Consider the following 23,535-nt stretch of genomic DNA (forward strand, 5'->3'; position numbering starts at 1 on the left):
GTCGTAATTGTCGGAGGCGGCACTGCCGGATGGATGACCGCGTCAGCGCTGACGAAGTTGCTGCCCGGTCGCTGTCATGTTCATCTCGTCGAATCGGAAGAGATCGGAATCGTCGGCGTCGGAGAAGCGACACTGCCGCACATTCGTGGCTTCAATGAGCGGCTCGGTATCGACGAGGCCGAGTTCATGGCCAGGACACGAGCCACCTTCAAGCTCGGGATCGAATTCGAGAACTGGGGCAAGATCGGGGACAGCTATATCCATCCGTTCGGCACATTCGGCCGCGCGCAGGGCGACATCGGCTTTCACCAATATTGGCTGCGAATGGTCCACGAGGGCCGGACGGTGGAAGATCTGGAGCAATATTCGCTCGGCTGCATGATCGCGCGGTTGGGCAAGTTCGATCTACCTTCTTCGGACCCCGCCCAGATCGCGTCCACGTTCAATTACGCCTACCAATTTGACGCGACTCTATTCGCGCCATTCCTTCGCCAGATCGCGGAAAGCCTCGGCGCACAGCGCACGGAGGGAAGGATCGTCGATGCCGAGATTGACGGAGAGACGGGCAACATCACGGCGATCCGCCTTGCGAACGGAGAACGCATCACCGGCGACCTATTCGTTGACTGCTCCGGATTTGCGTCGCTGCTGATCGGCAAGACGCTCAACGAACCTTTCCAGGATTGGTCGAAGTGGCTGCCGTGCGACCGGGCCGTCGCGATGCCCTGCAAGACGGAGACTGCGGTCACGCCTTATACGAGCGCCATTGCCATGGACGCGGGATGGCGCTGGCGGATCCCGCTCCAGCATCGCACTGGCAATGGCTATGTCCACGCGAGTGGCTTTACCGACGAGCAGACGGCGATTGACGCCCTCGTCGCTTCTGTTGAGGGGAGCCGATCGCGGACCCTCGGGTGTTGCGCTTCCGTGCCGGCCGTCGCGAGCGGAGCTGGGTGGGCAATTGCGTTTCCGTCGGTCTGGCCAGCGGTTTCCTTGAGCCGTTGGAATCGACTAGCATCTATCTTATCCAGGCAGCGATCACCGCTTTGATCGAACTGTTCCCGGAAAAGCAGATCGCGCCCTCAGACCGGGACGAATTCAACCGGCTGATCGATCTGGAATATGACCGGATCCGGGATTTCCTGATCCTGCATTACCATGCGACTGAACGGTCGGACACGCCGTTCTGGGACTATGTCCGAACGATGCCGATTCCGGACTCGCTCGCCGAAAAGCTTGATCTGTTTCGCCGACGCGGCAGGGTCGTCAAATATCGCGAAGGCGTCTTCCTGGAGGCGAGCTGGATTGCCGTTTACCTCGGCCAGCGAGTCATTCCGCAGGGCCACGATATGCGGGTCAATGGTCCTGACCCCGAATCGCTTGCAGCCGGGATGGAGAAGCTCCGTGCCGAAGTTCTTCATGCCGCGCAGACCATGCCCAACCATATCGACATGATTGGGCGCTATTGCCCGATGGCCGCCTGAATGGGTCCACGATCGATCTCGACGATTGTTATTGTCGGCGGCGGCATCGTCGGTTGGTCGGCCGCCGCCGCGTTGAAGCGCCGCATCCCGACGCTTGACGTAACTGTCATTGCGACGGCCCCTCGCCGGATGCACTGGCCGACCGTCTGCCCTGCACGCTTCCATCGATCGTCGATTTCCACGCCGACATCGGTCTTAACGACGTCGACACGATCCTAAACGCCAAGAGCGGCCTTCGCTTCGGCACTGAGTTCCGGGGATGGTCGGTCGAACATCCAAATTATGTGCATGCCTACGGCCCTTATGGCCGGCAATTGGGCGCCTCCCCTTTTTACCAGCATTGGCTCCGCGCGAGGGAGCTTGGGGATGTCGAATTGTTCGACGCTTTTTGCTGTGCTGCCGCACTCGGTGCCGAGGGGAAGTTCTCCGCGACGGACGGCCAAATGGATCTCGCCTACGGCCTGACGATCGACCCACCGGTCTACGGCCAGATGATGCGCGCCTACGCGACGCATCTCGGAGCCAAGGAGTTAGTGTCCGAAATCGGCGAGGTTCGCCTCCGGTCCGAAGACGGCTTCATCGACGCGCTGGCGTTAAGCGACGGAGCGGAAATAGCAGGCGACCTCTACATCGACGCTTCGGGACCTGATGCGACGATCCGAGGAAAGCTGGATCGAGTCATCGAGGAGTGGAGCAGCTACCTCCCCTGCGACCGCCTTTTGATCTCCGATCGACCCGCCGGAGCAGAGGCTTCGTCTTTAGACCAGGTGCGCACGTTCAATGCAGGCTGGCGATGGGAAGCCTCATCACCATCGCGCCGGACCGAGGGCGTGACCTACTCCTCCCGGCACCTCGCCGATGATGACGCGAATGCGATACTGGACGATGCGGAGCGGATTGAAATCCGGCCGGGACGATATTCAGAGCCATGGTTCCGTAACTGCGTGGCGATCGGGGACGCGGCGGTTTCAATCGAGCCCCTCGAATGGACCAACCTTCATCTGGCTCACAGCGCGATCGATCGTCTCGTCGCGATGATGCCGGACACGGATTGCTCCCCGGTGGAGCTGTGGGATTACAACCGGCAGACCAATGCAGAAGCGGACCGCGTTCGCGATTTCGTCATGCTCCATTACGTGGCCTCGCACCGCCCGGATGAGGCCTTCTGGACAGACGCCTCAACGCGGCCCTGCCCGCTTCGCTAGAGCATACGTTGACCCAGTTTCGCGAACGCGGCCGGCTTCCGTTTTATGAGGAAGAGACCTTCGCTCGTGACAGCTGGGCGGCGGTCCTGATCGGCCAGGGCGTGTTTCCGCGCCGATCCGACCCGCTGCTCGACGAGATGACCACGAGTGAATCGGCGCGAGCCATGCAGCAAATGCGTGACGCCATCAGCGCGGTTGTCGCAAGGGCGCCATCGCACGCAAACTACCTCCGCAATCTCGCCAGGCAGGAGCCGCGATGAACGAGCATAGTATCCGCAATGTCGTTATCGTCGGCGGCGGCACTGCCGGCTGGATGGCGGCTGCGGCGCTCTCGCGTTATCTCGACAATGGATACACGCAGACAAGCCTGATCGAGTCCGAGGACATCGGCACCATTGGAGTGGGCGAAGCGACCATTCCGCCGCTGGTCAACTTCAACGCCATGCTCGGCATCGACGAAGACGAGTTCCTCGCGGCAACCAAGGGCACGTTCAAACTCGGGATCGAGTTCGTGAACTGGGGGCAGATCGGACATCGCTACTTCCACCCGTTCGGGAACTACGGGCACGACCTGCAGGGTGTTCATTTCCACCAACTCTACCTGCGCGAACGAAGCCAGCGAGTGATGCAGGATATCTCCGCCTGGTCGATTACCGCAGTGGCATCGTCGCTTGGCCGTTGCGCCAGACCTGGTCCCGAAACGCGTCCCCGTTGTCGGGGATGACGCATGCCTTCCATTTCGACGCCAGCCTGTATGCCGCATACCTGCGCAGCTACGCCGAGCGCCTCGGTGTCCGCCGGATCGAGGGCAAAATTGTCGAGACGCGCCTGCGTGGCGAGGACGGGTTCGTCGAAGCCGTCACCCTCGACAATGGCCGGACCATCGAGGGCGATCTTTTCATCGACTGTTCCGGCTTTCGCGGACTCCTGATCGAACAGGATCTCGAGACCGGATACGAAGATTGGACCCACTGGCTGCCCTGTGATCGGGCGCTGGCAGTGCCGAGCACCTATGACGGACAGCCCGATCCGTTCACGCGATCCACCGCACACGGCAGCGGCTGGCAATGGCGCATCCCGCTGCAGCACCGGATGGGCAACGGCCTGGTCTATTCCAGCGCGCATATCTCCGATGACGATGCGGCCCAGCTCCTTCTCGACAACCTGGAAGGCGAACAACTAGCCGACCCGCGTGCACTTTCGTTCACCACCGGTCGGCGGCTTCTCGCGTGGAACAAGAACGTCGTGGCGCTGGGGCTGGCCAGCGGCTTCGTCGAGCCGCTTGAATCGACCAGCATCCACCTGATCCAGGCCGGGATCGCCCGGCTGCTCGCATTATTCCCGGACAAGCGCTTCAGCCCGATCGAGCGCGATGAATATAACCAGCAGATTCAAAACCTGTTCGAAGACGTCCGCGACTTCGTCATTCTCCATTACTGGGCGAACCGCCGCACGGACTCGGACTTCTGGAAATCGTGCGCAGCCATGGAATTGCCGGACAGCCTTCAGCGGAAGATCGATCTGTGGCGCTCCAAGGCCCGCATATTCCGGGAGAATGCAGAGTTGTTCGCACGCACGAGCTGGGTCGCGGTGATGTTGGGGCAAGGCATCCTGCCAGAGAGCTACGATCCGATCGCGGACGCGCTGGACGAGCAGAAGGTTGCGGCCGCGCTGGAGCAGATGCGGCTGGCCAATCTCCAGGCCGCCGAAAGGCTTCCGAGCCACGGCGAATTTCTCGCGGAAATCCTGGGCCATCGACGTCGCTCCGAACCCGAGCTCCCGGAGTTCATCTTTTGAGGCCCGACCGCATCCGCAAGGTGGTCGTCGTCGGCGGTGGCACAGCAGGCTGGATGTCCGCCGCGGCCCTGTCGAAGATCATGGGAGACATTCCCGACTTCAAAGTCGAGCTGGTGGAATCCGAGGAGATCGGAACCGTTGGCGTTGGCGAAGCAACGATCCCGCAAATTACGTTGTTCAACCAGCTACTGGAAATCGACGAAGGCGAATTCTGCCGCGAAACCAACGCGACGTACAAGCTCGGAATCGAATTCGTCGACTGGACTCATATCGGGCACCGCTACGTCCATCCGTTTGGCTATTACGGGCTCGACATGAAGGGGTGGAATTCCACCATCACTGGCTCAAGGGCCGGATGCTGGGCGATGACACTCCGCTTGGCGATTACTCGCTCGGCGGCATTGCCGGAGTCATGGGGAAGTTCTCACATCCCCGTTCCGACCAGCCGAACTCCCTCTGTCCAAGATTGCTTACGCCTTCCAGTTCGATGCGAGCCTCTATGCGCGGTACTTGCGCAAAATGGCGGAAGCGGCCGGTGTCACCCGTACCGAGGGGCGGATCGTCGAAGTCGTTCAAAACGCCGAGACTGGCTTCGTTGAAGCTGTCGTCCTTGAAAGCGGGAAGCGTGTCGAGGGCGAGCTTTTCATCGATTGTTCCGGCTTCCGCGGACTCCTGATCGAGCAGACCCTAAAGAGCGGCTTCGAGGATTGGTCGGCGTGGCTCCCCTGCGATCGCGCGCTTGCCGCGCCTTGCGAACTCGGAGGCGATCATCAGCCTTTGACGCGCTCGACCGCGCGGTCGGCGGGTTGGCAATGGCGGATCCCGCTCCAGCATCGCATCGGCAACGGTTACGTCTACTCGAGCGCGCATATTTCAGACGACGAAGCCGCCTCGGTCCTGCTCGCCAACCTCGACGGCGAGGCACTTGCCGACCCGCGCCCGCTCCGCTTCACGGCCGGACATCGCAGAAAGCCATGGGTTAAGAACGTCGTCGCGTTCGGCCTCGCCGGGGGATTCCTCGAACCACTAGAATCTACCAGCATCCACCTCGTCCAATCCGGCATTGCCCGGTTGATGTCGCTCTTCCCTCGCGCGGATTCGATGAAGAGGAAATTGACCGCTTCAACGATCAGACGATCAAGGAATATATCGACATCCGCGACTTCCTCGTCCTGCATTACAAAGCAACGACGCGCGACGATTCAGACTTCTGGAATTACTGTCGCACGCTCGAGCCGCCGGAAGGCCTCGCGTACAAGCTGGACATGTTCCGGGCCAACGGACGGATCTACCGCGAGCACAACGAGTTGTTCACTGAGACCAGCTGGCTAGCCGTGATGGTCGGCCAGGGCATCGAAGCGGAAAGCTATCACCCGGCGGCCGATATCCTGCCGGATGACGAGACGCTGAAGCGCCTGGTCCATATCCGGGAAGTCATTGCCAACACGGCACGGATGATGCCCATGCAGGACGACTTCCTCAGGCAGATCGGCGGGCTCAGCAATGTGACCGCGCGGCGCGCCTCCTGATGGATGTCCCGGAACCGAAGCCAATCCGCGAATATGACGAGGTAGACGCCTCCGTGTTGGAGGGAGAAATCCGCCCATCGCGACAACCCGCGGTTCTACGCGGAATCGCCGCCGACTGGCCCGCGGTGGCTGCGGCGAAAAAGTCCGACGAATCTCTGGTCGATTACGTCAAGCGATTCTCATCCGAGGCGCGTGTCGCCGCAATTCGCGGGCCGTCCGAGATCGCAGGTCATTTCTTCTATACGGATGATCTCAAGGACCTGAATTTCCAGCGAGGGCAAACGGCGCTGGATCCGTTTCTCGATCGACTACTGCGCGACCGCCAGGCCGACGCGCCGATGGCCATGGCGGTCCAGTCCGAAATCATCCCGAAGGTCTTGCCCGGCTTCGCCGATGAGAACGGGACCGAATTGGTCAATTCGAGCGTCGCACCGCGAATGTGGATCGGAAATCGAATTCACGTCGCGCCGCACTACGACCTTTTCGAAAACTTGGGTGTGGTCGTCGCCGGACGACGCAAGTTCACACTCTTTCCGCCCGATCAGATCGCCAATTTGTACGCGGGACCTTTCGAGCTGACGCCGGCGGGCACTCCGATCAGCATCGTCAATCTGAATGAACCCGACTTCGAGCGGTTTCCGCGCTTCGCCGACGCGCTCTCCAGCGCTCAAACAGCTGAGCTGAGGCCGGGAGACGCCATCTACATTCCGTACCAATGGTGGCACGGCGTTGAATCGCTGGAGCCCTTCAATTTCTTCGTGAACTATTGGTGGAACGATACTCGACCCGGCCTAGGCCAGCCTTACGATGCACTGATGTATGCGTTCTTCGCCCTGAAACATCTGCCGCCTGATCAGCGCGATGTCTGGCGAACCCTGTTCGACCACTACGTGTTCGAAGCGAACGGCGACCCCGCCGAGCATCTGCCCGCCCATGCTCGCGGCGTGCTTGGCGATCTCACGCCGCAGCTTCTCGAGCGGATGCGAATGACCCTGAAACAGATTGCGGAAGGCCTCTGATGCTAACGAACCTGCTGCTTGCCGCAGCCTCGGTCGCATCGTTCAACTGGTTCGAATATCGCGGTGACGACAATCTGCCGAAGCCGACGCCGACGGAATATTCAAACCCGATCCTGCAAGGCTTCTATCCGGATCCGAGCATCACTCGTGTCGGCGACGACTATTATCTCGTCAACTCGACCTTCAGCTGGTTTCCCGGCATCCCTGTCTTCCACAGCCGCGACCTGGTGAACTGGACGCAGATCGGAAACGCAATCGATCGCCCGGAGCAGCTGGAATTCAAGACGCTCGGCCTTTCGCGCGGCGTATTCGCACCCGCCATTAGCTGGCACGACGGGATCTTCTACATCGTCAACACCTGCGTCGATTGCGGCGGCAATTTCGTCATCACGGCGAAGAACCCTGCGGGCCATGGTCCCAGCCGACCTGGCTTCCGGAGATCGAAGGCGGGATCGATCCATCCCTCTTTTTCGATGAGGACGGCAGCGCCTGGCTGGTCAACAACCAGCCCCCACCCGGCAAGCCCCTGTACGATGGACATCGCGCCATCTGGGTTCAGCGGTTCGACACCAAGACACTGAAGCTCACGGGACCGCGGACCTTGCTCGTCAATGGCGGAGTGCGGCCCGAGGAAAAGCCGATCTGGATTGAAGGGCCACACATCTTCCGCAAGGACGGCTGGTACTATTTGATCGCAGCTGAAGGCGGAACCGCCGAAGGCCACTCGCAAGTCGTACTTCGCAGCCGGAGCGTTACGGGCCCGTACGAGCCGTTCCCCGGCAACCCGATCCTGACCCAGCGCGATCTGCCGCGCGATCGCCCGAACCCGATCACGTCCGCCGGCCACGCCGACTTCGTCCAGACCAGCCGCGGCGAATGGTGGGCGACCTTCCTCGCTACGCGCCCGTACGCCGGCGATTTCTACAACACTGGCCGCGAGACCTTCTTGATGCCTGTGCACTGGAAGGACGGCTGGCCCACAATCACAAAGCCAGGCGAGGCCATTCCCTGGGTGGCGGCACGGCCCAACCTGCCGGGCGGAGACAAGCCGCCAGTCCCATTGAACGGAGCGTTCGTCTTCCGCGAGGATTTCGCCGGAGAGGAGCTGCCGCTGCACTGGATGATGATGCGTAATCCGCGCGAGAATTGGTGGAAGATTGGACGCGGCGCCCTGGAGCTTCGCGCGCGCCCGGTCGCGCTTGGTGACAACGGCAACCCCTCATTCCTCGCCCGCCGGCAGCAGCACCTCAACGCCACCGCGACGACCGAAATCCGGTTCGATCCGTCGAAGGGCGTTGAAGCCGGGGTCGTCGCGCTTCAGAGCGATGATTTCTGGTACTTCCTCGCGGTGGGCGAGGATAAGGGACAGCCCGTTATCCGCCTGAAGCGCCGCGCTGGTTCGAGCGATCCTGCGACGGGTGCAATCATCCAACAGGCTGCACTGAGCAGAAAGGGCCGCGTACAACTGCGAATCGATGCGCACGGCGGCAAATATGACTTCAGCTGGAGCAACGACGGCAATCGCTGGAACCTGCTTGCGAAGGACGTCGACGGGACAGTCCTGAGCACGAAGCGCGCCGGCGGGTTCGTCGGCACCATGTTCGGCGTGCACGCATATCAATCACCGGATGTCAGCGGTTCAGAGAAAGGTCGATAGATGAGGCAGTGTACCGCGTTCGCAATCGCAGTTCTGATGTCGACCGGCTGCGCATCCGCCGCGGAACAACCACTGCAAATCGCCATCACTGTCGATGACCTGCCAGTCCACGGCCCGTTCCCGAAAACTGTCACGCCTGAGAATGTCGCTCACGAAGTCATCGCCGCGCTCAAGGCCGAGAAAGTCGAGGCCTACGGCTTCGTCAATGGATATTGGACCGCGCGTGATCCTTCGACCGCCAAGGTTCTCCAGGCTTGGAAGGATGCCGCGCTTCCCCTTGCCAATCATGGCTGGGCGCACCGACATCTCAGCGAGATCAGCGCCGCGGAATTCGAGCAGGAACTGCTGAAGAACGATCCCGTGCTGAAGCCGATTTCGACGGGCGATTGGCGGTGGTTTCGCTATCCGTACCTAGATGAAGGCGGGTCACCGGAAAAGCGCGCAGCGTCGCGGGAAGTGCTTGCTCGTCACGGGTACAAGATCGCCGCCGTCACCATGGACTTCAGCGATTGGGCGTGGACGGCGCCCTATGCGCGATGCATGGATTCCGGCAATGTCGCTGGCGTCGCCAAGCTGGAAGAAACGTTCCTGGAGTCAGCCCGGGAAAACATCGGCTATTTTCGCCAGCTCTCGAAGACCGTCTACGGGCGCGACATTCCATATGTCCTCCTGCTCCACACCAGCGCGTTCGAAGGCAAGATGCTGCCCCGACTGCTGAAGCTGTACCGGGATGAAGGGTTCACCTTCGTAAGCCTGGCACAGGCGGAAGCGGACCCGGCCTATGCGGACCAGACCAGTCCAGCTCTTCCGGCTGAACCTCAGGGACTGGAGAGAAAGGCTTCGGCGAAAGGGCCGCTGCCGTCGAGGACCGACTACCAGCCGATCCTCGAAAGCATGTGCAAGGCCTAGCGAGCAGCAACCGTCAGCGTTGCGGTCTTCAACTCGGCAGAGTTCGGGCCCGCCGAGATTGTGAACGTACCGGGTTCGACCACGCGCTTCATATCCATGTTCCAAAGCGCAAGGTCGTTCGGCTTCAGCTCGAAGGTAACGGACTGCTTTTCGCCCGGCTGCAGTGAAACGCGCTTGAACCGCTTGAGCTCAATCAGAGGTCGAGTGACCGTCGCCTGATCATCATGGATGTAAAGCTGCACGACCTCATCGCCCTGCCGGCTTCCAGTGTTCGTTACATCGACGCTGACCTGCGCTGTCTCCCCGTTGCGAATCGTCGGCCGGGCAATGCGCGGCGCGGAGATATCGAACGTCGTATAGCTGAGCCCGTATCCGAACGGATAAAGTGGCGACGTTGTATCGAACAGGTAGCCGCGGCGCGAAGACGGCTTGCGGTTGTAGTAAACCGGAAGCTGCCCGACCGAACGAGCGATCGTCACCGGGAGCTTGCCGCCCGGATTGACCTTGCCGAACACGACGTCCGCAACCGCATTCCCGGTCTCCTGTCCTAGGTACCAGCCCTCGATCAGCGCCGGCGCATTTGCGGCAAGATAGTTCACCGCCAACGGACGGCCGTTGAGAAGCAGGACGACAGTCGGCTTCTTGAGCGCCAACACTGCGCGAGCCAAGTCTTCCTGCTGCCCGACGAGGTCGAGGGATGAGCGGTCGCCAAGATGGTTGTCCGCCCAAGCTTCGCGGCTGAGCTGTTCGTTGTCACCGAGCACCATGACCACGACATCTGCCTTCCGCGCCGTCTCAACCGCCTCGGCAATCAGCTTCCGATTCACTTCGGGTCGATGAGTTTGACCTCGTCGCAGGACCAGCAGCGGCTCTCCGTCAGCCGGACCCCTTCCGCATAGTCAACGGCGAACTTGCCCTGCCCTGCGGCTTGCATCCCTTCGAGCACGCTGACGACGTGGCGAGGCACATCGCTATACCCGCCGATCGGCGTATCGCGCGCATGAGTTCCAAGCACTGCCATCCTGCGAATCTTGGTTGGATCGAGGGGCAGCAAGTTGTTGGTGTTCTTCAGCAGGATCATCGACCGCTGGGCCGCTTCACGGGCCAGTGCAATCGCATCCGGCGACGCGGTCTTCGCATCGGCTGTCGCGGCATCGGCGTAGGGGTTTTCGAACAGGCCCATTTCGAACTTCATTCGAAGAACCCGGCGAACGGCGTCATCGACTCGCGCTTGCGATACACGGCCCTCGCGGACGAGTTCGGGAAGATACGTGAAGCCTTGCGGATCGGGTGTTTCCGAATCGACGCCCGCCTTGATTGCCCGCTCTGCGGCCTCCTTGACGTTTGCGAACATCCGGTGCCGGGTGACGAGTTCATTGATCGCGAAATAGTCGCTGACCACGGCTCCCTTGAACCCCCACTCGTTCTTGAGAACGCCAGTCAACAGCCAAGTGTTGGCGTGCGAGGGACGCCGTCGATTTCGTTGTAGGACGGCATGACGGAGCGAACCGGCAGTTCTGTAACCGCGCGTTCGAATGGCGGAAAGAAGACTTCGCGAAGCTCGCGCTCACCCAGATGAGCCGGACCGATGTTCGTCCCGCTTTCCGGCTGACCGTGCCCTGTCATGTGCTTCAGCGTGACCATGATCTTGTCTGCAGGCAGCGGCAGCTTCGATCCCTGGAATCCACGGATGGCGGCCAGGCCCATCTCGCTGACGAGGTAAGGATCTTCGCCGTATGTTTCTTCGATTCGGCCCCAGCGCGGATCGCGAGCCACGTCAACAACCGGCGCCAGCGCAAGCGTCGCTCCGCGCGCGCGCATTTCACGCGCCGCAACCGAGAAAACCCGCTCTAGAAGTGCGGGATCCCAGGTGCTCGAAAGTGCGATTGCCTGCGGAAAGCTGGTCGCATCGCGTGCTACGTAACCGTGCAGAGCCTCCTCGTGCATCAGGATCGGAATGCCGAGGCGTGTGCGCTCGACGGCCCAATGCTGCGCAGCATTGATATAATCGGCGGTCTCGCGTGCATTCCGGTTCACCGATCCGGCCGATGCGCCCGCGGCACCCGCATTGGTTTGCGTCACTCCACGACGATCGGATGGGCGCGCAATCTGGCCGATCCCGTTGGGAAAGTTCTGCGACGCCTCTTCCGGGGAGAATGTGCCGTCGTCGGTCTGGATCTTGCCCTTTTGCTCCCAAAGGGTGACCAGCTGCGCAGTCTTCTCCTCGAGCGTCATTCGCTTGAGTAAATCTTCAACCCGAGCTTCGACAGGTTTCGACGCGTCCTTATAGATCGCAACCGAATTGCTGTTCTTGGAAACGGGCGTCTGTGCGATGCTCGAAGCACCCGTCAGGCCGATTAGCGCGGCACCAGCCACCACCGCGGAAATACGCAAAAGATTACTGCCGCGCCTGACCATCACTCTCTCCCCAGATGTCAGCCAAATATGATAGCGCTACCATACGGACGAGCGTCGCCGTTGCAATGGGGCGATTGCGCACCTAAGCCGTTTGCCAATGGCTTCTGTGAACAAGCCCAGCAGGCGAAGCCGGGGACCGTCACGATCGAGGATGTTGCGCGGGCGGCCGGCGTCTCCGCGATGACGGTGTCACGCGTCATCAACAAGGAGAAGAACGTCCGCGACAAAACTCGCGCCCGCGTTCTGAAGGCCGTCAGCGAGCTCCGCTATTCGCCGAACATGGCCGCTCGGAGCCTCGCTGCTGGCGAGGCGACTCACGTCGGTCTGCTCTATTCAAACCCGAGCGCCGCGTATCTTAGCCAATTCCTTGTCGGCGCGCTCGACGAAGCGCGCAAGACCGGCACCCACCTGGTCATCGAAGCCTGCGAAGACGAGGACGAGTCAGCGCACACCCAGGCCGCAACACACATCGCAGCGGCTGACGTTGAAGGCGTCATCCTCCCGCCGCCGCTGTCGGAGTCCGTGCCCATTCTGACCGAGCTCGCGAAGTCGGAAACGCCGGTGGTCACTGTCGCAATGGGCAAGCTTTACGCCAACGCGCTTAACGTTCGCATCGACGACTTCGGCGCGGCTGCCGAGATCACGAATTACCTCATCAATCTCGGCCATCGCCGCATTGCCTTGATCAAGGGCATCCCCAGCACATTGCCGGCACCGAGCGTGAGCGCGGCTTTCGCGCGGCTGTCCAGGCCGCGGGACTCGACCCCGCCGATGTGCAGGTCGAGCAGGGATATTTTACGTTCCGCTCCGGGTTGGAAGCGGCAGAGAAACTGCTCGACAGCCCCAATCGGCCCACCGCCATTTTCGCAAGCAACGATGACATGGCAGCGGCCGTTGTCAGCGTCGCTCACCGGCGCGGGCTCGACGTTCCCGGCGATCTCAGCGTGGTCGGATTTGACGACACTTCGCCCGCGACGACAGTCTGGCCCGAGCTGACCACCATCCGTCAGCCGGTTGCCGCAATGGCCGCCGCAGCGATGGATCTCTTGCTCGCGGATTTGCGGAGCCGGCGTCACGGCTTGCCGCCGGTTCCAGCTGAGCGCGTGCTCGAGCACGAACTGATTGTCCGCGAATCTTCCGGCCCGCCGCCTGAGCTTGGAGGTCGGGGAAACAGTTAGATGGTGCCCCTTGCAATTCGTCAGGGGCACGCGACAAGTTAGCGCTAACAATCAGTGGCGGGTCAACCGATTCGCGCCATGCGGGGAGAGAGTATGGTTGAGGCAAGTCCACAGCGTGCCAACATGGGGTACATTGGCGCAATCGTCGCGGTCGCGACGATTGGCGGTTTCCTGTTCGGATATGACAGCGGTGCCGTGAACGGTACCCAGCCCGGCCTGACCGCAGCATTCAACCTTGTTCCGGGCAGCTTCTCGCCCAGCAACGGGCTCGGCTTCACGGTGGCGTCGCTCCTTATCGGCTGCTTCATCGGCGCGTTTTTCGCCGGTCGGCTCGCTGACATCTTCGGTCGCCGCAACGTCATGCGCCTGACCGCCCTGCTCTTCCTGATCGGGGCCATTGTGCAGGGCCTCTCCCACGACCACCTGTTATTCGTGCTCGCGCGGATTCTGGGCGGCATGGCCGTGGGCGCCGCGAGCGTTCTTTCGCCCGCTTATATCTCGGAAGTCGCCCCTGCGAGCATTCGCGGGCGTATGACGACCGTCCAGCAAATCATGATCATCACCGGTCTGACGGCCGCGTTCCTGGTCAATTATTTCCTGGCCGCCACCGCCGGTGTTTCAACCGCCAGTTTCTGGTTGGGCCTGGAAGCGTGGCGCTGGATGTATCTGATGCAGGCCATTCCGGCCGCGATCTTCCTTGTCGCTTTGTACTTCATTCCGGAAAGTCCGCGCTATCTCGTCTCGAAGGGACGAGACGAAAGCGCAACGACAGTTCTCACCAAACTGTTCGGAAGCGATATCGCCAGTACCAAGCTGGAAGAAATCCGGGCGACCTTCAGCAGCGATCACCGTCCGCGGCTCAGCGACGTTCTTGCGCCCGAGGGCTCGCACGGATTCATGGGTGTTCGACCAATCGTCTGGGTCGGGATCATGCTCGCTGTGTTTCAGCAGCTCGTCGGCATCAACGTCATCTTTTATTACGGGGCGACGCTCTGGCAGCTCGCCGGCTTCACCGAGAATGATGCGCTTCTGATCAACATCGTCTCGGGCGCCGTTTCGATCGCCGCCTGCTTCATCACCATCGCGGTGATCGACAAGATCGGGCGCAAGCCGCTGCTGCTGATCGGCTCTGCCGGCATGGCCGTGACGCTGTTCGTCATGGTCTACGCCTTTAGTCACGGGTCGCTCGATCCCGAAGGCAATTTGGTGCTGTCGAAGGACCTCGGCATGATCGCAGTGGTCGCTGCGAACCTGTACGTGATCTTCTTCAACGTTTCCTGGGGCCCGGTGATGTGGGTCATGCTCGGGGAGATGTTCCCGAACCAGATTCGCGGGTCCGCCCTTGCGGTTGCGGGCTTTTGCCAATGGTTCGCGAACTTCCTCATCTCGTTCAGCTTCCCGGCCATGGCCGCCTGGAGCCTGACCGGCAGTTACGTTTTCTATGGCGTCTGCGCGGTCATCAGCTTCTTCCTCGTGCAAAAGTTCGTGCATGAGACGAAGGGCAAAGAGCTCGAGGAAATGCAGGGCTAACAGCGTCTCGGGCGCGGTTCTTCAGACCGCGCCCTGCGCTTCCGGAGTTTGGGATGACGCGAACGCCTGTCCGTCCGTTCCGATCGCGCGAGTGGTTCGACGCGCCGGGACGGAGCGACATGACTGCGCTCTATCTGGAGCGCTACATGAACTACGGCCTTACGCCGGACGAGCTCAGGAGCGGGAAGCCGGTCATCGGCATCTCGCAATCGGGGTCGGACCTGGTGCCATGCAACCGCATCCACCTGCAACTGGTGGAACGCGTGAAGGCCGGCATTCGCGATGCTGGCGGAATTCCAATGGAATTTCCCATGCACCCGATCTTCGAAAACTGCCGGCGGCCGACCGCCGCGCTGGACCGCAATCTCGCTTACCTCGGGCTTGTCGAGACGCTGAACGGCTACCCAATCGATGCCGTGGTGCTCACGACCGGATGCGACAAGACGACGCCGGCGAGCATCATGGCGGCCTGCACGGTCGACATTCCGGCAATCACCTTGTCCGGCGGCCCGATGCTCGATGGCTGGCATGAGGGCGAGCTGGTGGGATCCGGCACGGTTATCTGGCGCTCGCGGCGGTTGCTCGCCGCAGGCAAGATCGACGAGGCGGAGTTCCTTCGCCGCGCGGCCGACTCCGCGCCTTCGCCGGGGCATTGCAACACGATGGGCACGGCCTCGACGATGAATGCCGTGTCGGAAGCGCTGGGCCTGTCCCTCCCCGGCAATGCAGCGATCCCGGCGCCGTATCGGGAACGCGGCCAGATCGCCTACGAGACCGGCCGTCGCATCGTCGAAATGGCGTATGAGGATCTGCGCCCATCGAAGATTCTGACGCGGCAATCATTCCTCAATGCGATCCGGCTCGTCAGCGCGCTTGGCGGGTCAACGAACGCCCAGCCGCACATTGTCGCAATGGCGCGTCATGCGGGTGTGGAACTCTGGCCGACCGACTGGATGGAGTTCGGCTACGACATCCCCTTGCTCGCGAACGTGCAGCCTGCCGGTCAATACCTCAGCGAGCGTTTCCATCGCGCTGGCGGAGTTCCTGCGGTGATGTGGGAGCTGCTGCAGGCCGGCAAGCTCGATGCGGACGCCCTTACTGTTACCGGACGCTCGCAAGCCGACAACCTCAATGGTCGCGAGGCCACGGACCGCGACGTGATCCGTCCTTATGCCCAGCCCTCAAGGAGCACGCCGGCTTCCTGGTGCTGCACGGGAACTTGTTCGACTTCGCGATCATGAAGACGAGCGTGATCTCGGAGGAATTCCGGAATCGATACCTCAGTCGCCCGGGACATGAGAACGTGTTCGAGGCGCGCGCAGTCGTCTTCGATGGCTCCGACGATTATCACCATCGGATCAACGATCCTTCGCTGGGCATCGACGAGAACTGTATCCTCGTCATTCGTGGCTCGGGCCCGATCGGCTGGCCGGGATCGGCCGAAGTCGTGAACATGCAGCCGCCTGATGCGCTGCTTCAGCGTGGTATCACCAGCCTGCCGACGCTGGGTGACGGGCGGCAGTCCGGCACGTCGGACAGTCCCTCGATCCTCAATGCCTCGCCCGAGAGCGCTGCAGGCGGCGGGCTGTCATGGCTGCGGACGGGCGACACGATCCGGATCGACCTCAAGAACGGGCGCTGCGACGCGCTCGTCGACGACGTCGAGATTGCGCGGCGCAAGACGGATTCGCCCCCGCCAATCCCGGAGAGCAATACGCCCTGGGAAGAGTTGTATCGCGAAAAGACCGGCCAGATGGGCGAAGGTGCGGTACTCGAGTTCGCGGTCAAGTACCGGGGCACATCGAACCGCACTCCGCGTCACAATCACTGAGGGGGAACAATGGCAACCGAAGCAGAGGCCGCCACCAATGACGATGCTTCGGTCACCAGCCAAAATTCGAAACTGGTCATTGCAGCCTCGTCGCTAGGCACGATCTTCGAGTGGTACGACTTCTACCTGTACGGCCTCCTTGCGACGATTCTCACCGCGCAATTCTTCTCCGGCGTCAACGAGACGACCGGCTTCATCCTCGCCCTCGCGGCATTCGCTGCCGGCTTCTTCGTAAGGCCGTTTGGAGCGCTCGTTTTCGGGCGGATCGGCGATCTCGTCGGGCGCAAGAACACGTTCCTCGTCACCATGGGGATCATGGGTTCTCCACGTTCGCCGTCGGACTGCTGCCGAGCTATGCTACCGCGGGGATCCTGGCCCCACCCTGCTCGTCCTGCTGCGCCTGCTCCAGGGACTTGCTCTCGGCGGACAATATGGCGGCGCGGCCATCTATGTCGCCGAGCATGCGCCGGAGGGGAAGCGCGGATTCTTCACGAGCTGGATCCAGACGACCGCTACGCTGGGACTCTTCGCGACGCTGCTGATCGTGATCGGCACGCGTTCGCTGATTGGTGAAGAGGCGTTCGCGTCGTGGGGATGGCGGATCCCATTCCTGCTTTCGATCCTGCTGCTTGGCGTATCGCTGTGGATCCGGCTGCAGCTCAACGAGAGTCCGGTCTACCAGCGCATGAAGGCTGAAGGCGCGACGTCGAAGGCGCCGCTGACCGAAGCCTTCGGGCGCTGGTCCAATCTCCGCCTGGTCTTGATCGCACTGTTCGGCGCCGTCGCCGGTCAGGCTGTGGTCTGGTACACCGGCCAGTTCTACGCGCTGTTCTTTCTGGAGAAGACGCTGAAGCTCGACGGCGCGAGCACCAACATCATGATCGCGGCTGCGCTTGCGCTCGGAACGCCGTTCTTCGTGTTCTTCGGCTGGCTGTCCGACCGCATCGGGCGCAAGCCGATCATCCTCACCGGCTGCCTGTTGGCGGCGCTGACCTATTTCCCGCTGTTCCATGCGCTGGCCGGCGCGGTAAATCCGGCGCTGGCGGCAGCGCAGTCCCGTTCGCCGGTCACCATCGTTGCCGATCCCGCGGATTGCTCGGTCCAGTTCGACCCGGTGGGCAAGAACAAGTTCGACCGGCGCTCGTGCGATATCGTGAAGGCCTTCGTGGCCAAGGCCGGGTGAGCTACGAAAATCAATCCGCTTTGCCGGGGTCTCCAGCGCAGCTCGTAATCGGCGAAAAGATTCTGTTCGCGCCGGATGCGCCAACCTTGGGGGCGACGATAAGGCAGGTGCAATCAAGGCATTTCAGGCCTCCGCAGGCGAGGCCCTGAAAGCGGCGGGCTACCCGAGCAAGGCCGACCCCGCGCAGGTGAACCACGGCCTTGCAATCCTGCTTCTGTTCGTCCTCGTGCTCTACGTCACGATGGTCTACGGACCCATTGCCGCGTTGCTGGTCGAGCTGTTCCCTGCGCGAATCCGCTACACATCGATGTCCCTGCCTTACCACATCGGCAACGGCTGGTTTGGAGGCTTCCTTCCGACCATTGCATTCGCGATCGTGGCCGCCGGCGGAAACATCTATTCAGGGCTGTGGTACCCGGTCGGGGTGGCGCTACTCACGGTGGTCGTCGGGCTGTTGCTTCTGCCCGAGACGCGGGCCGCGCCGTTGCCGATTAGTTGACCGGAACCTCGAACGGTCCCGGCGGGAGCTGCGCCTCATCGTACAGATTGGTGACCGGCGTATCGGCCCACGCGTAGCGAACCCGCGTCACCGGCTTGCCATCATCGACAAGGCGTACATTGGCTCCTGAAGCAACTGCATCGGCATAACGACAACTCTTTTGGGTCGTCCCGCAGAGTTCAAACGCCAGTGCGCGCGTGCCACTCCACGTCTGCAACGCACCGGTGACACCCTTGAACTCGACCTCGATGCCATTGGCCGTTCGTCGCGCACCGACGACTTCGGGTCCGACCGGCGTCGATGATCCATAAGCGCGCGCTTCGGCCGCGCGAGCGAGCCTGCTACCGAGTTCGATCTTGTTCGCGGGGTGAATGTCGAGGCGCTCGCCGAGATCCATGGCGATGACAAGTGCCGCATTCGCATCGCGACCGACGCCTAGTCTTTGCTGGTCGCGCAGGTCCGCCCACCCACTGACAACCGGCTTCGACGCCGAGGGCCCGAAGTTGGCGAGGCTGACAATCAGGAACGGAAGCTCCGGCTGCCGGAATTGCGCGCGCCAACCTCGCATCATGGCTCCCAGTGGGTCGGCATAACTGCCCGGCCGGCCGACGTCCGCCTCGCCTTGATACCAGGCCACTCCGGTCAGGCCGTAATCGCGAAGAGGCGCGATCATGCCGTTGTAGATCGCCGTCAGTCCCTGGGCCGAATCCCAGGGCGCTTGAGGAGCGCCACTCGGGCCTGAGCAACAACCGAGTATTGCCAGCCCTCGCCCAGCGGCTTGACCGTGCCGTCCGCTAGAGTGAGCTTCACCTGGTCGGCAGGCCCACTCAGGCCGCCCGCTCCAGAGCCATCGGAGACGTTGACGAGAACTTCGTTATTGCCAGCGCGAAGGACTCCGGCAGGGATCCGGTAGTTGCGCGGAGCCTCCCAGGTATAGCTGCCGCCGACAGCGACCCCGTTCACGAATGTCTCGTCGAGCTCATCAATCACGGACAAGGAAATCGTGGCTTCTTTCGCGGCCTCGGCGGGCGTGAGGGTGAAGCGCTTTCGCATCCACACCATGCCGTTGAAGTCGGCAAACTTTCGATCGCCCCACTGTTCCCAATACGTAATCCGCGGGACCGCCGCCCAGTTCAGTCTGTCGCTGGCATTCCACGGCTCCTGCCCCGGCTTGTTGCCGGTCTTGGTTCGCCACCACGCAGCCCAATTCTCTCCGAAAGCCTTGTTTGCGGCAGTCGGATCTCTGCGGAAGAGCTTCAGCTGGTCATAGTCATCACCCCCGGTCGCTGCAGCGCCGGTTTCATCCAGCCATGAACGGATCGGGGTTCCACCCCAACTCGCATTGATTGCGCCGATGGGCACCTTTTGCGACCGCCGGAGATCGCGAACCATGTAGTAACAGGCGGCGGAGAAATCGCCGACCGTTTGCGGTGTGATTGCTTGCCACTTGATCGGCGCCTCGATCGTCGCTTTCACCGCCGAACCGGAAACATGCGGGATGGTGACGACCCGCAGTTCGGGATCGTTCGCCGACTGAGTCTGGTTCCAGCTGTCGAGGCCACGGCTGACCGGCAGCTCCATGTTCGATTGACCGGAACAGAGCCAGACGTCACCGACAAGGATATCGCCTGCCGTCACACGCCCGGAAGCGCTCGAAGCGCTCAACTCAAAGGGACCGCCTGCCTTCATGGGCGGAAGTTCGACGCGCCAATTGCCCTTGGCATCGGCGGTTGCCGAACGAGCGACAGCGGCGATCGAAACACTGAGCCTTTCTCCGGGCGCCGCCATTCCCCAGACGGCGATCGGGCGGTTCCTTTGAAGCACGGCGTGGTCTGAGAAGAGGCTGTTGAATTGCGGCGCGGCGTTGGCAACCGAACAGGTGCTCGCCAGGAGCACGAACGCTAGTCGACGCATATTCCTCCCCTGACGCGGTCTCACCGCCAGCCGGCATCCACCCAATAATTATGACCAGTGGTGAACCTGGCATCGTCGGAAGCCAGGAACAGGACCATTGCCGCAATATCCTCCGGAACCATCCTGCCCTTCAGGCTCTGCGCGGCGACGATCTCCGCCTCACCTTCCGGCGTGTACCATTTGAGCTGACGCGGCGTCCGGACGTTTCCGGGAACAACACAATTGACGCGGATATTATGCGTGCCGAGGTCGCGGGCCAGCGCTCGGGTCAGACCTTCGATCGCGGCCTTGCATGTCTGGTACAAAACCAGGTCTGGAAGACCGAGGTGCCAACTGATCGAACCGAGGTTGACGATCACGCCACCGCCCTTGGCCCGCATGCCTGGAACCACGGCCTGCGAACAGAAGAACAAGTGCTTCAGGTTCACGTTGACTCGATTGTCCCAATATTCCTCGGTCACATCATCGATCGAATGCCGGTCGTCGTTCGCAGCATTGTTGACCAGGACGTCAAACGGGCCACCCTCCTTCTCGAGTCTCGCGATCGCCTGCTTCGTATCAGCGATATTTGTGAGGTCGTTGACGACGAACCTTGCGCCACATGCATCGGCAACGGCGCGCGACTCGCTCTCGCATACGTCGAAGAAGACAACGTCGGAGTCTTGCTTCGCAAAGCCCTCGACAATCGCCGCACCGATGCCCGAGCCCCCGCCCGTAACCAATACCCGCCTGCCGCGGAGGCTTGAGTATGCCGCGCGGCCCGTTTGTTGCTCAGCCAATGAATTCAGCCCCCACGTATACGGTCTTAGTTTGCGTGTAGAATTCGACCGCGGCGAAGCCCTGCTCGCGGGCGCCGTAACTCGACTTGCGAGTACCCCGAACGGAACGTGATAATCGACACCGGCCGTTGGCAAGTTGACCATCACCATTCCCGCTTTCACTTTCCAACGGAAATCGCGGGCATGCTTCAGCGAATTGGTGACGATGCCGGCTGAAAGCCCGAACTGGCCGCGATTGGCGATTTCCAGCGCCTCGTCGTAATCCTTGACCCGCACGGTGCTTGCGACCGGTCCGAAAACTTCTTCGCAATTGATCCGCTGATCGGGAGCCGTGTCGGAAATGACGGTCGGCGCCATGTAGTAACCCCGCTTGTCGAGCTTCAACGCCTCGCCGCCGGTCAGCACCTTGCCGCCTTCGCCCTTCGCGATCTCGACGTAGTTGAGGTTTTGTTCCAGCTGGCCTTGGCTGACCGCCGGCCCGATCTGTGAAGTCGGATCGAGCGCATCGCCGACCCTGAGAGAGCGAGCGCGTTCCGCAAGAGCCTCCACGAAACGATCGTGGATGCCCTCCGTGACAATGATGCGAGACGAAGCGGTGCAACGCTGCCCGGTGCCGAAGAAGGCGCCATCGATCGCACAGGTCACCGCCCGTTCGATGTCCGCGTCATCAAGAACGACGAGCGGGTTCTTGCCGCCCATTTCGAGCTGAACGCGCGCCTGCCGCTTGATGGCACCTTGTCCGACCAAGGCGCCAACGCCCTGCGAACCCGTGAAGGAAATGCCGTCGATCTCCGGATGGTCAACAATCGCGCTCCCGATCCCACCCTCGCCGATGACGAGGTTGAACACGCCCGGAGGCGCGCCAGCCTCGTGGATGATGGCTGCGAGCGCATGCGCAATCGCAGGCGTCGGAGTTGCGGGCTTCATCACGACCGTATTGCCGAACGCCAGTGCGGGCGCGGCCTTCCACGCTGGGATAGCGATTGGGAAATTCCACGGCGTGATCATGCCGAACACACCCACCGCTTCGCGATGAGTCGTGACATCGATGCCCGGGCGCGTCGACTCGAGCGCCTGGCCGTGACGCCGCAGGGCCTCGCCGGCGAAATACTTGAGGATGCGCGCGGCACGCATGACTTCCCCGGTGCCCTCGGGAAGCGTCTTGCCTTCTTCCCGCGACAGCAGTTCGCCGAGTTCCTTCGCGCGCTGCATCACGAGAGTGCCGGCGCGGTCGAGAACGTCCGAGCGGACTTCGGGCGAAGCTTCGGACCATGCCGGAAACGCCTCGCGAGCGGCCTTCGCGGCACGGTCGACATCGGCCGGCGTCGCCTTCGGATAGCGAGCGACGACATCATCGAGATTGGACGGGTTGATGCTCTCGCCGACGGCATCGCCGGCCTCGGCTTCGCCGCCGATGAAATGCGTCAGCGTGTCAGTCATTGAACTTCACTTTCCAGTAGCCCGCGCGAAGCGAGGTTTCGCATCAAGTCGCGCATTCCAAATTCCCAGGGTGGCGCGTCCTTCGAAGTCGTCACCCGATTGACCAGCGCGCCGATTGTCGGCGTCGAAATCCGGACGACATCGCCGATCTTGTGCGTGAATCCGCGGCCCGGTTCATCACGGTCGTCCGTGGGCGCAAACAATGTGCCCAGGAACAGGGCGAAGCCGTCGGGATAGTGGTGCTCGCTCATCGCCTGGCGAACCAATTCCTCCGGCGGCCTGCTGATCTCGCTCATCAGGCTACGCCCTTCGAGCGTGAAACCATCATCGCCTTCGATCGCCAGATCGATCACCGCAGTGCGGACATCCTCGATGGTGAAATGCTCGTCGAATAAGCGAATGAATGGTCCGATCGCGCAGGACGCATTGTTGTCCTTGGCTTTGCTGAGGAGCAACGCACTACGCCCCTCAAAGTCGCGCAGGTTGACGTCATTGCCCAAGGTCGCGCCGCGGATCTTTCCGTGACTGCTTACAGCGAGCACGACTTCCGGCTCGGGATTGTTCCAGCTCGAGTCCGATCGCACGCCAATCTCGGCGCCCCAACCTACGCTCGCGAGCGGAGCAGTCTTGGTGAAAATCTCCGCATCGGGACCGATTGCGACTTCGAGATACTGTGACCAGAGTCCGTTCTCGATCAATGTCGCTTTCAATCGGTCCGCGGCCTCGCTTCCCGGAACCAGCGAGCGAATTGCCCCGCCGATCGCCGCCTCGACTTTTTCCCGGATCGTCGCAGCTTCTCGATAATCGCCACGGGCGCGTTCCTCGATGACCCGCTCGATTGCGGAGATTGCGAACGTGACGCCCGCTGCCTTGATGACCTGCAAATCGAAAGGCGAAAGGAAGCGCTTCCATTCCAGCGAAAACAACGCGTCCAAATCGAACAGATGCTCGCCCTGGATCGACGCAATATCCCGCTCGAGAAGATCCGAAACTGTCGGCGCCTGGCGGGACACGTCCTCGACCCTGCCGTGTCGGATCAGAACCGGCGTCGGTCCCTCATCGAGCAGCAGCCGTCCCGCAAGAGTCGCGCGGGTGCAATCGCTTGGCAGCATCTCTGGCGAGAAGGCGGAAGTCACCTGAGATCGATCCCTGACACGGCGGCC

At 61.8% G+C, this 23,535-nt stretch carries 11 protein-coding genes and 9 pseudogenes; 14 read left to right on the forward strand and 6 right to left on the reverse strand.

Annotated features, from left to right (window positions below):
- Positions 1 to 33: 33 nt before the first annotated feature.
- The 10 genes and pseudogenes from H9L15_RS19275 to H9L15_RS00715 all read left to right on the forward strand — a co-directional run bounded on the left by H9L15_RS19275 (position 34) and on the right by H9L15_RS00715 (position 9,600).
- A pseudogene (locus H9L15_RS19275) lies at positions 34 to 1,484 on the forward strand (tryptophan halogenase family protein).
- A complete protein-coding gene (locus H9L15_RS18290; RefSeq protein ID WP_262984846.1) occupies positions 1,485 to 1,703 on the forward strand; it encodes a tryptophan 7-halogenase in 219 nt (72 codons plus the stop codon).
- Entirely contained in the window at positions 1,697 to 2,689 is a 993-nt protein-coding gene (locus tag H9L15_RS00690; RefSeq protein WP_262984999.1) for a tryptophan 7-halogenase, read from the forward strand. Before H9L15_RS18290 ends, H9L15_RS00690 begins: the two co-directional genes overlap by 7 nt.
- 8 nt (positions 2,690 to 2,697) lie before the next feature.
- Entirely contained in the window at positions 2,698 to 2,949 is a 252-nt protein-coding gene (locus tag H9L15_RS18295) for a tryptophan 7-halogenase (protein ID WP_262984847.1), read from the forward strand.
- Positions 2,946 to 4,486: pseudogene (locus H9L15_RS00695) on the forward strand (tryptophan halogenase family protein). Before H9L15_RS18295 ends, H9L15_RS00695 begins: the two are co-directional and overlap by 4 nt.
- Positions 4,487 to 4,539: 53 nt before the next feature.
- A pseudogene (locus tag H9L15_RS00700) lies at positions 4,540 to 6,015 on the forward strand (tryptophan halogenase family protein).
- Positions 6,015 to 7,034: a cupin-like domain-containing protein gene (locus H9L15_RS00705; RefSeq protein ID WP_187714837.1), complete on the forward strand. Its 1,020-nt coding sequence runs from the start codon at positions 6,015 to 6,017 to the stop codon at positions 7,032 to 7,034. Before H9L15_RS00700 ends, H9L15_RS00705 begins: the two are co-directional and overlap by 1 nt.
- Positions 7,034 to 7,953, forward strand: a pseudogene (locus H9L15_RS16490) (family 43 glycosylhydrolase); the annotation flags it as partial. The gene H9L15_RS00705 and the pseudogene H9L15_RS16490, both read left to right, overlap by 1 nt.
- Before the next feature lie 207 nt (positions 7,954 to 8,160).
- Entirely contained in the window at positions 8,161 to 8,691 is a 531-nt protein-coding gene (locus H9L15_RS16495) for a beta-xylosidase family glycoside hydrolase (RefSeq protein WP_262985000.1), read from the forward strand.
- A gap of 36 nt (positions 8,692 to 8,727) precedes the next feature.
- A complete protein-coding gene (locus H9L15_RS00715; RefSeq protein ID WP_187714838.1) occupies positions 8,728 to 9,600 on the forward strand; it encodes a polysaccharide deacetylase family protein in 873 nt (290 codons plus the stop codon).
- Here the strand turns inward: H9L15_RS00715 and H9L15_RS19970 are convergent.
- Positions 9,597 to 12,018: pseudogene (locus H9L15_RS19970) on the reverse strand (glycoside hydrolase family 3 N-terminal domain-containing protein). The gene H9L15_RS00715 and the pseudogene H9L15_RS19970 sit on opposite strands and share 4 nt — an antisense overlap.
- Positions 12,019 to 12,198: 180 nt before the next feature.
- Here H9L15_RS19970 and H9L15_RS00725 point away from each other — a divergent pair.
- The 4 genes and pseudogenes from H9L15_RS00725 (at position 12,199) to H9L15_RS00740 (ending at position 18,239) form a co-directional block, all read left to right on the forward strand.
- Positions 12,199 to 13,196 (forward strand): annotated as a pseudogene (locus tag H9L15_RS00725) (LacI family DNA-binding transcriptional regulator).
- A gap of 93 nt (positions 13,197 to 13,289) precedes the next feature.
- Positions 13,290 to 14,726, forward strand: a complete 1,437-nt coding sequence (locus tag H9L15_RS00730) for a sugar porter family MFS transporter (protein ID WP_187714839.1) — start codon at positions 13,290 to 13,292, stop codon at positions 14,724 to 14,726.
- A 53-nt stretch (positions 14,727 to 14,779) separates the two neighbouring features.
- A pseudogene (locus tag H9L15_RS00735) lies at positions 14,780 to 16,557 on the forward strand (IlvD/Edd family dehydratase).
- A 9-nt stretch (positions 16,558 to 16,566) separates the two neighbouring features.
- Positions 16,567 to 18,239: pseudogene (locus tag H9L15_RS00740) on the forward strand (MFS transporter).
- On the opposite strand, the gene H9L15_RS00745 reads toward H9L15_RS00740, so the two are convergent.
- From H9L15_RS00745 to H9L15_RS00765, 5 genes and pseudogenes are all read right to left on the reverse strand, one after another.
- Positions 18,232 to 18,912, reverse strand: a complete 681-nt coding sequence (locus H9L15_RS00745) for a sialate O-acetylesterase (RefSeq protein WP_262984852.1) — start codon at positions 18,910 to 18,912, stop codon at positions 18,232 to 18,234. The pseudogene H9L15_RS00740 and the gene H9L15_RS00745 sit on opposite strands and share 8 nt — an antisense overlap.
- 17 nt (positions 18,913 to 18,929) lie before the next feature.
- Positions 18,930 to 20,153 carry a sialate O-acetylesterase gene (locus H9L15_RS00750; protein ID WP_187714840.1) on the reverse strand — a complete coding sequence of 408 codons (1,224 nt, stop codon included), beginning with the start codon at positions 20,151 to 20,153 and terminating at the stop codon, positions 18,930 to 18,932.
- Between the two features lie 20 nt (positions 20,154 to 20,173).
- Positions 20,174 to 20,941: an SDR family NAD(P)-dependent oxidoreductase gene (locus tag H9L15_RS00755; protein ID WP_398286973.1), complete on the reverse strand. Its 768-nt coding sequence runs from the start codon at positions 20,939 to 20,941 to the stop codon at positions 20,174 to 20,176.
- 147 nt (positions 20,942 to 21,088) lie between these two features.
- Positions 21,089 to 22,372 (reverse strand): annotated as a pseudogene (locus H9L15_RS00760) (aldehyde dehydrogenase family protein); the annotation flags it as partial.
- Positions 22,369 to 23,484 (reverse strand): fumarylacetoacetate hydrolase family protein, encoded by a 1,116-nt coding sequence (locus H9L15_RS00765; protein WP_187714842.1) that lies wholly within the window; start codon positions 23,482 to 23,484, stop codon positions 22,369 to 22,371. The gene H9L15_RS00765 and the pseudogene H9L15_RS00760, both read right to left, overlap by 4 nt.
- Positions 23,485 to 23,535: the final 51 nt, after the last annotated feature.

The sequence above is a fragment of the Sphingomonas daechungensis genome (genome assembly GCF_014489495.1).
In the GTDB taxonomy this organism is placed as follows: domain Bacteria; phylum Pseudomonadota; class Alphaproteobacteria; order Sphingomonadales; family Sphingomonadaceae; genus Sphingomicrobium; species Sphingomicrobium daechungense.

Bases quoted from the DNA above. Each gene is read 5' to 3' on its own strand.
- H9L15_RS16495 (WP_262985000.1), top strand. From the start codon at position 8,161: ATGCGTAATCCGCGCGAGAATTGGTGGAAGATTGGACGCGGCGCCCTG.
- H9L15_RS00745 (WP_262984852.1), bottom strand. From the start codon at position 18,912: ATGATCGCGCCTCTTCGCGATTACGGCCTGACCGGAGTGGCCTGGTAT.
- H9L15_RS00750 (WP_187714840.1), bottom strand. From the start codon at position 20,153: ATGCGTCGACTAGCGTTCGTGCTCCTGGCGAGCACCTGTTCGGTTGCC.
- H9L15_RS00705 (WP_187714837.1), top strand. From the start codon at position 6,015: ATGGATGTCCCGGAACCGAAGCCAATCCGCGAATATGACGAGGTAGAC.
- H9L15_RS00715 (WP_187714838.1), top strand. From the start codon at position 8,728: ATGTCGACCGGCTGCGCATCCGCCGCGGAACAACCACTGCAAATCGCC.
- H9L15_RS00730 (WP_187714839.1), top strand. From the start codon at position 13,290: ATGGTTGAGGCAAGTCCACAGCGTGCCAACATGGGGTACATTGGCGCA.
- H9L15_RS00765 (WP_187714842.1), bottom strand. From the start codon at position 23,484: ATGCTGCCAAGCGATTGCACCCGCGCGACTCTTGCGGGACGGCTGCTG.
- H9L15_RS18290 (WP_262984846.1), top strand. From the start codon at position 1,485: ATGGGTCCACGATCGATCTCGACGATTGTTATTGTCGGCGGCGGCATC.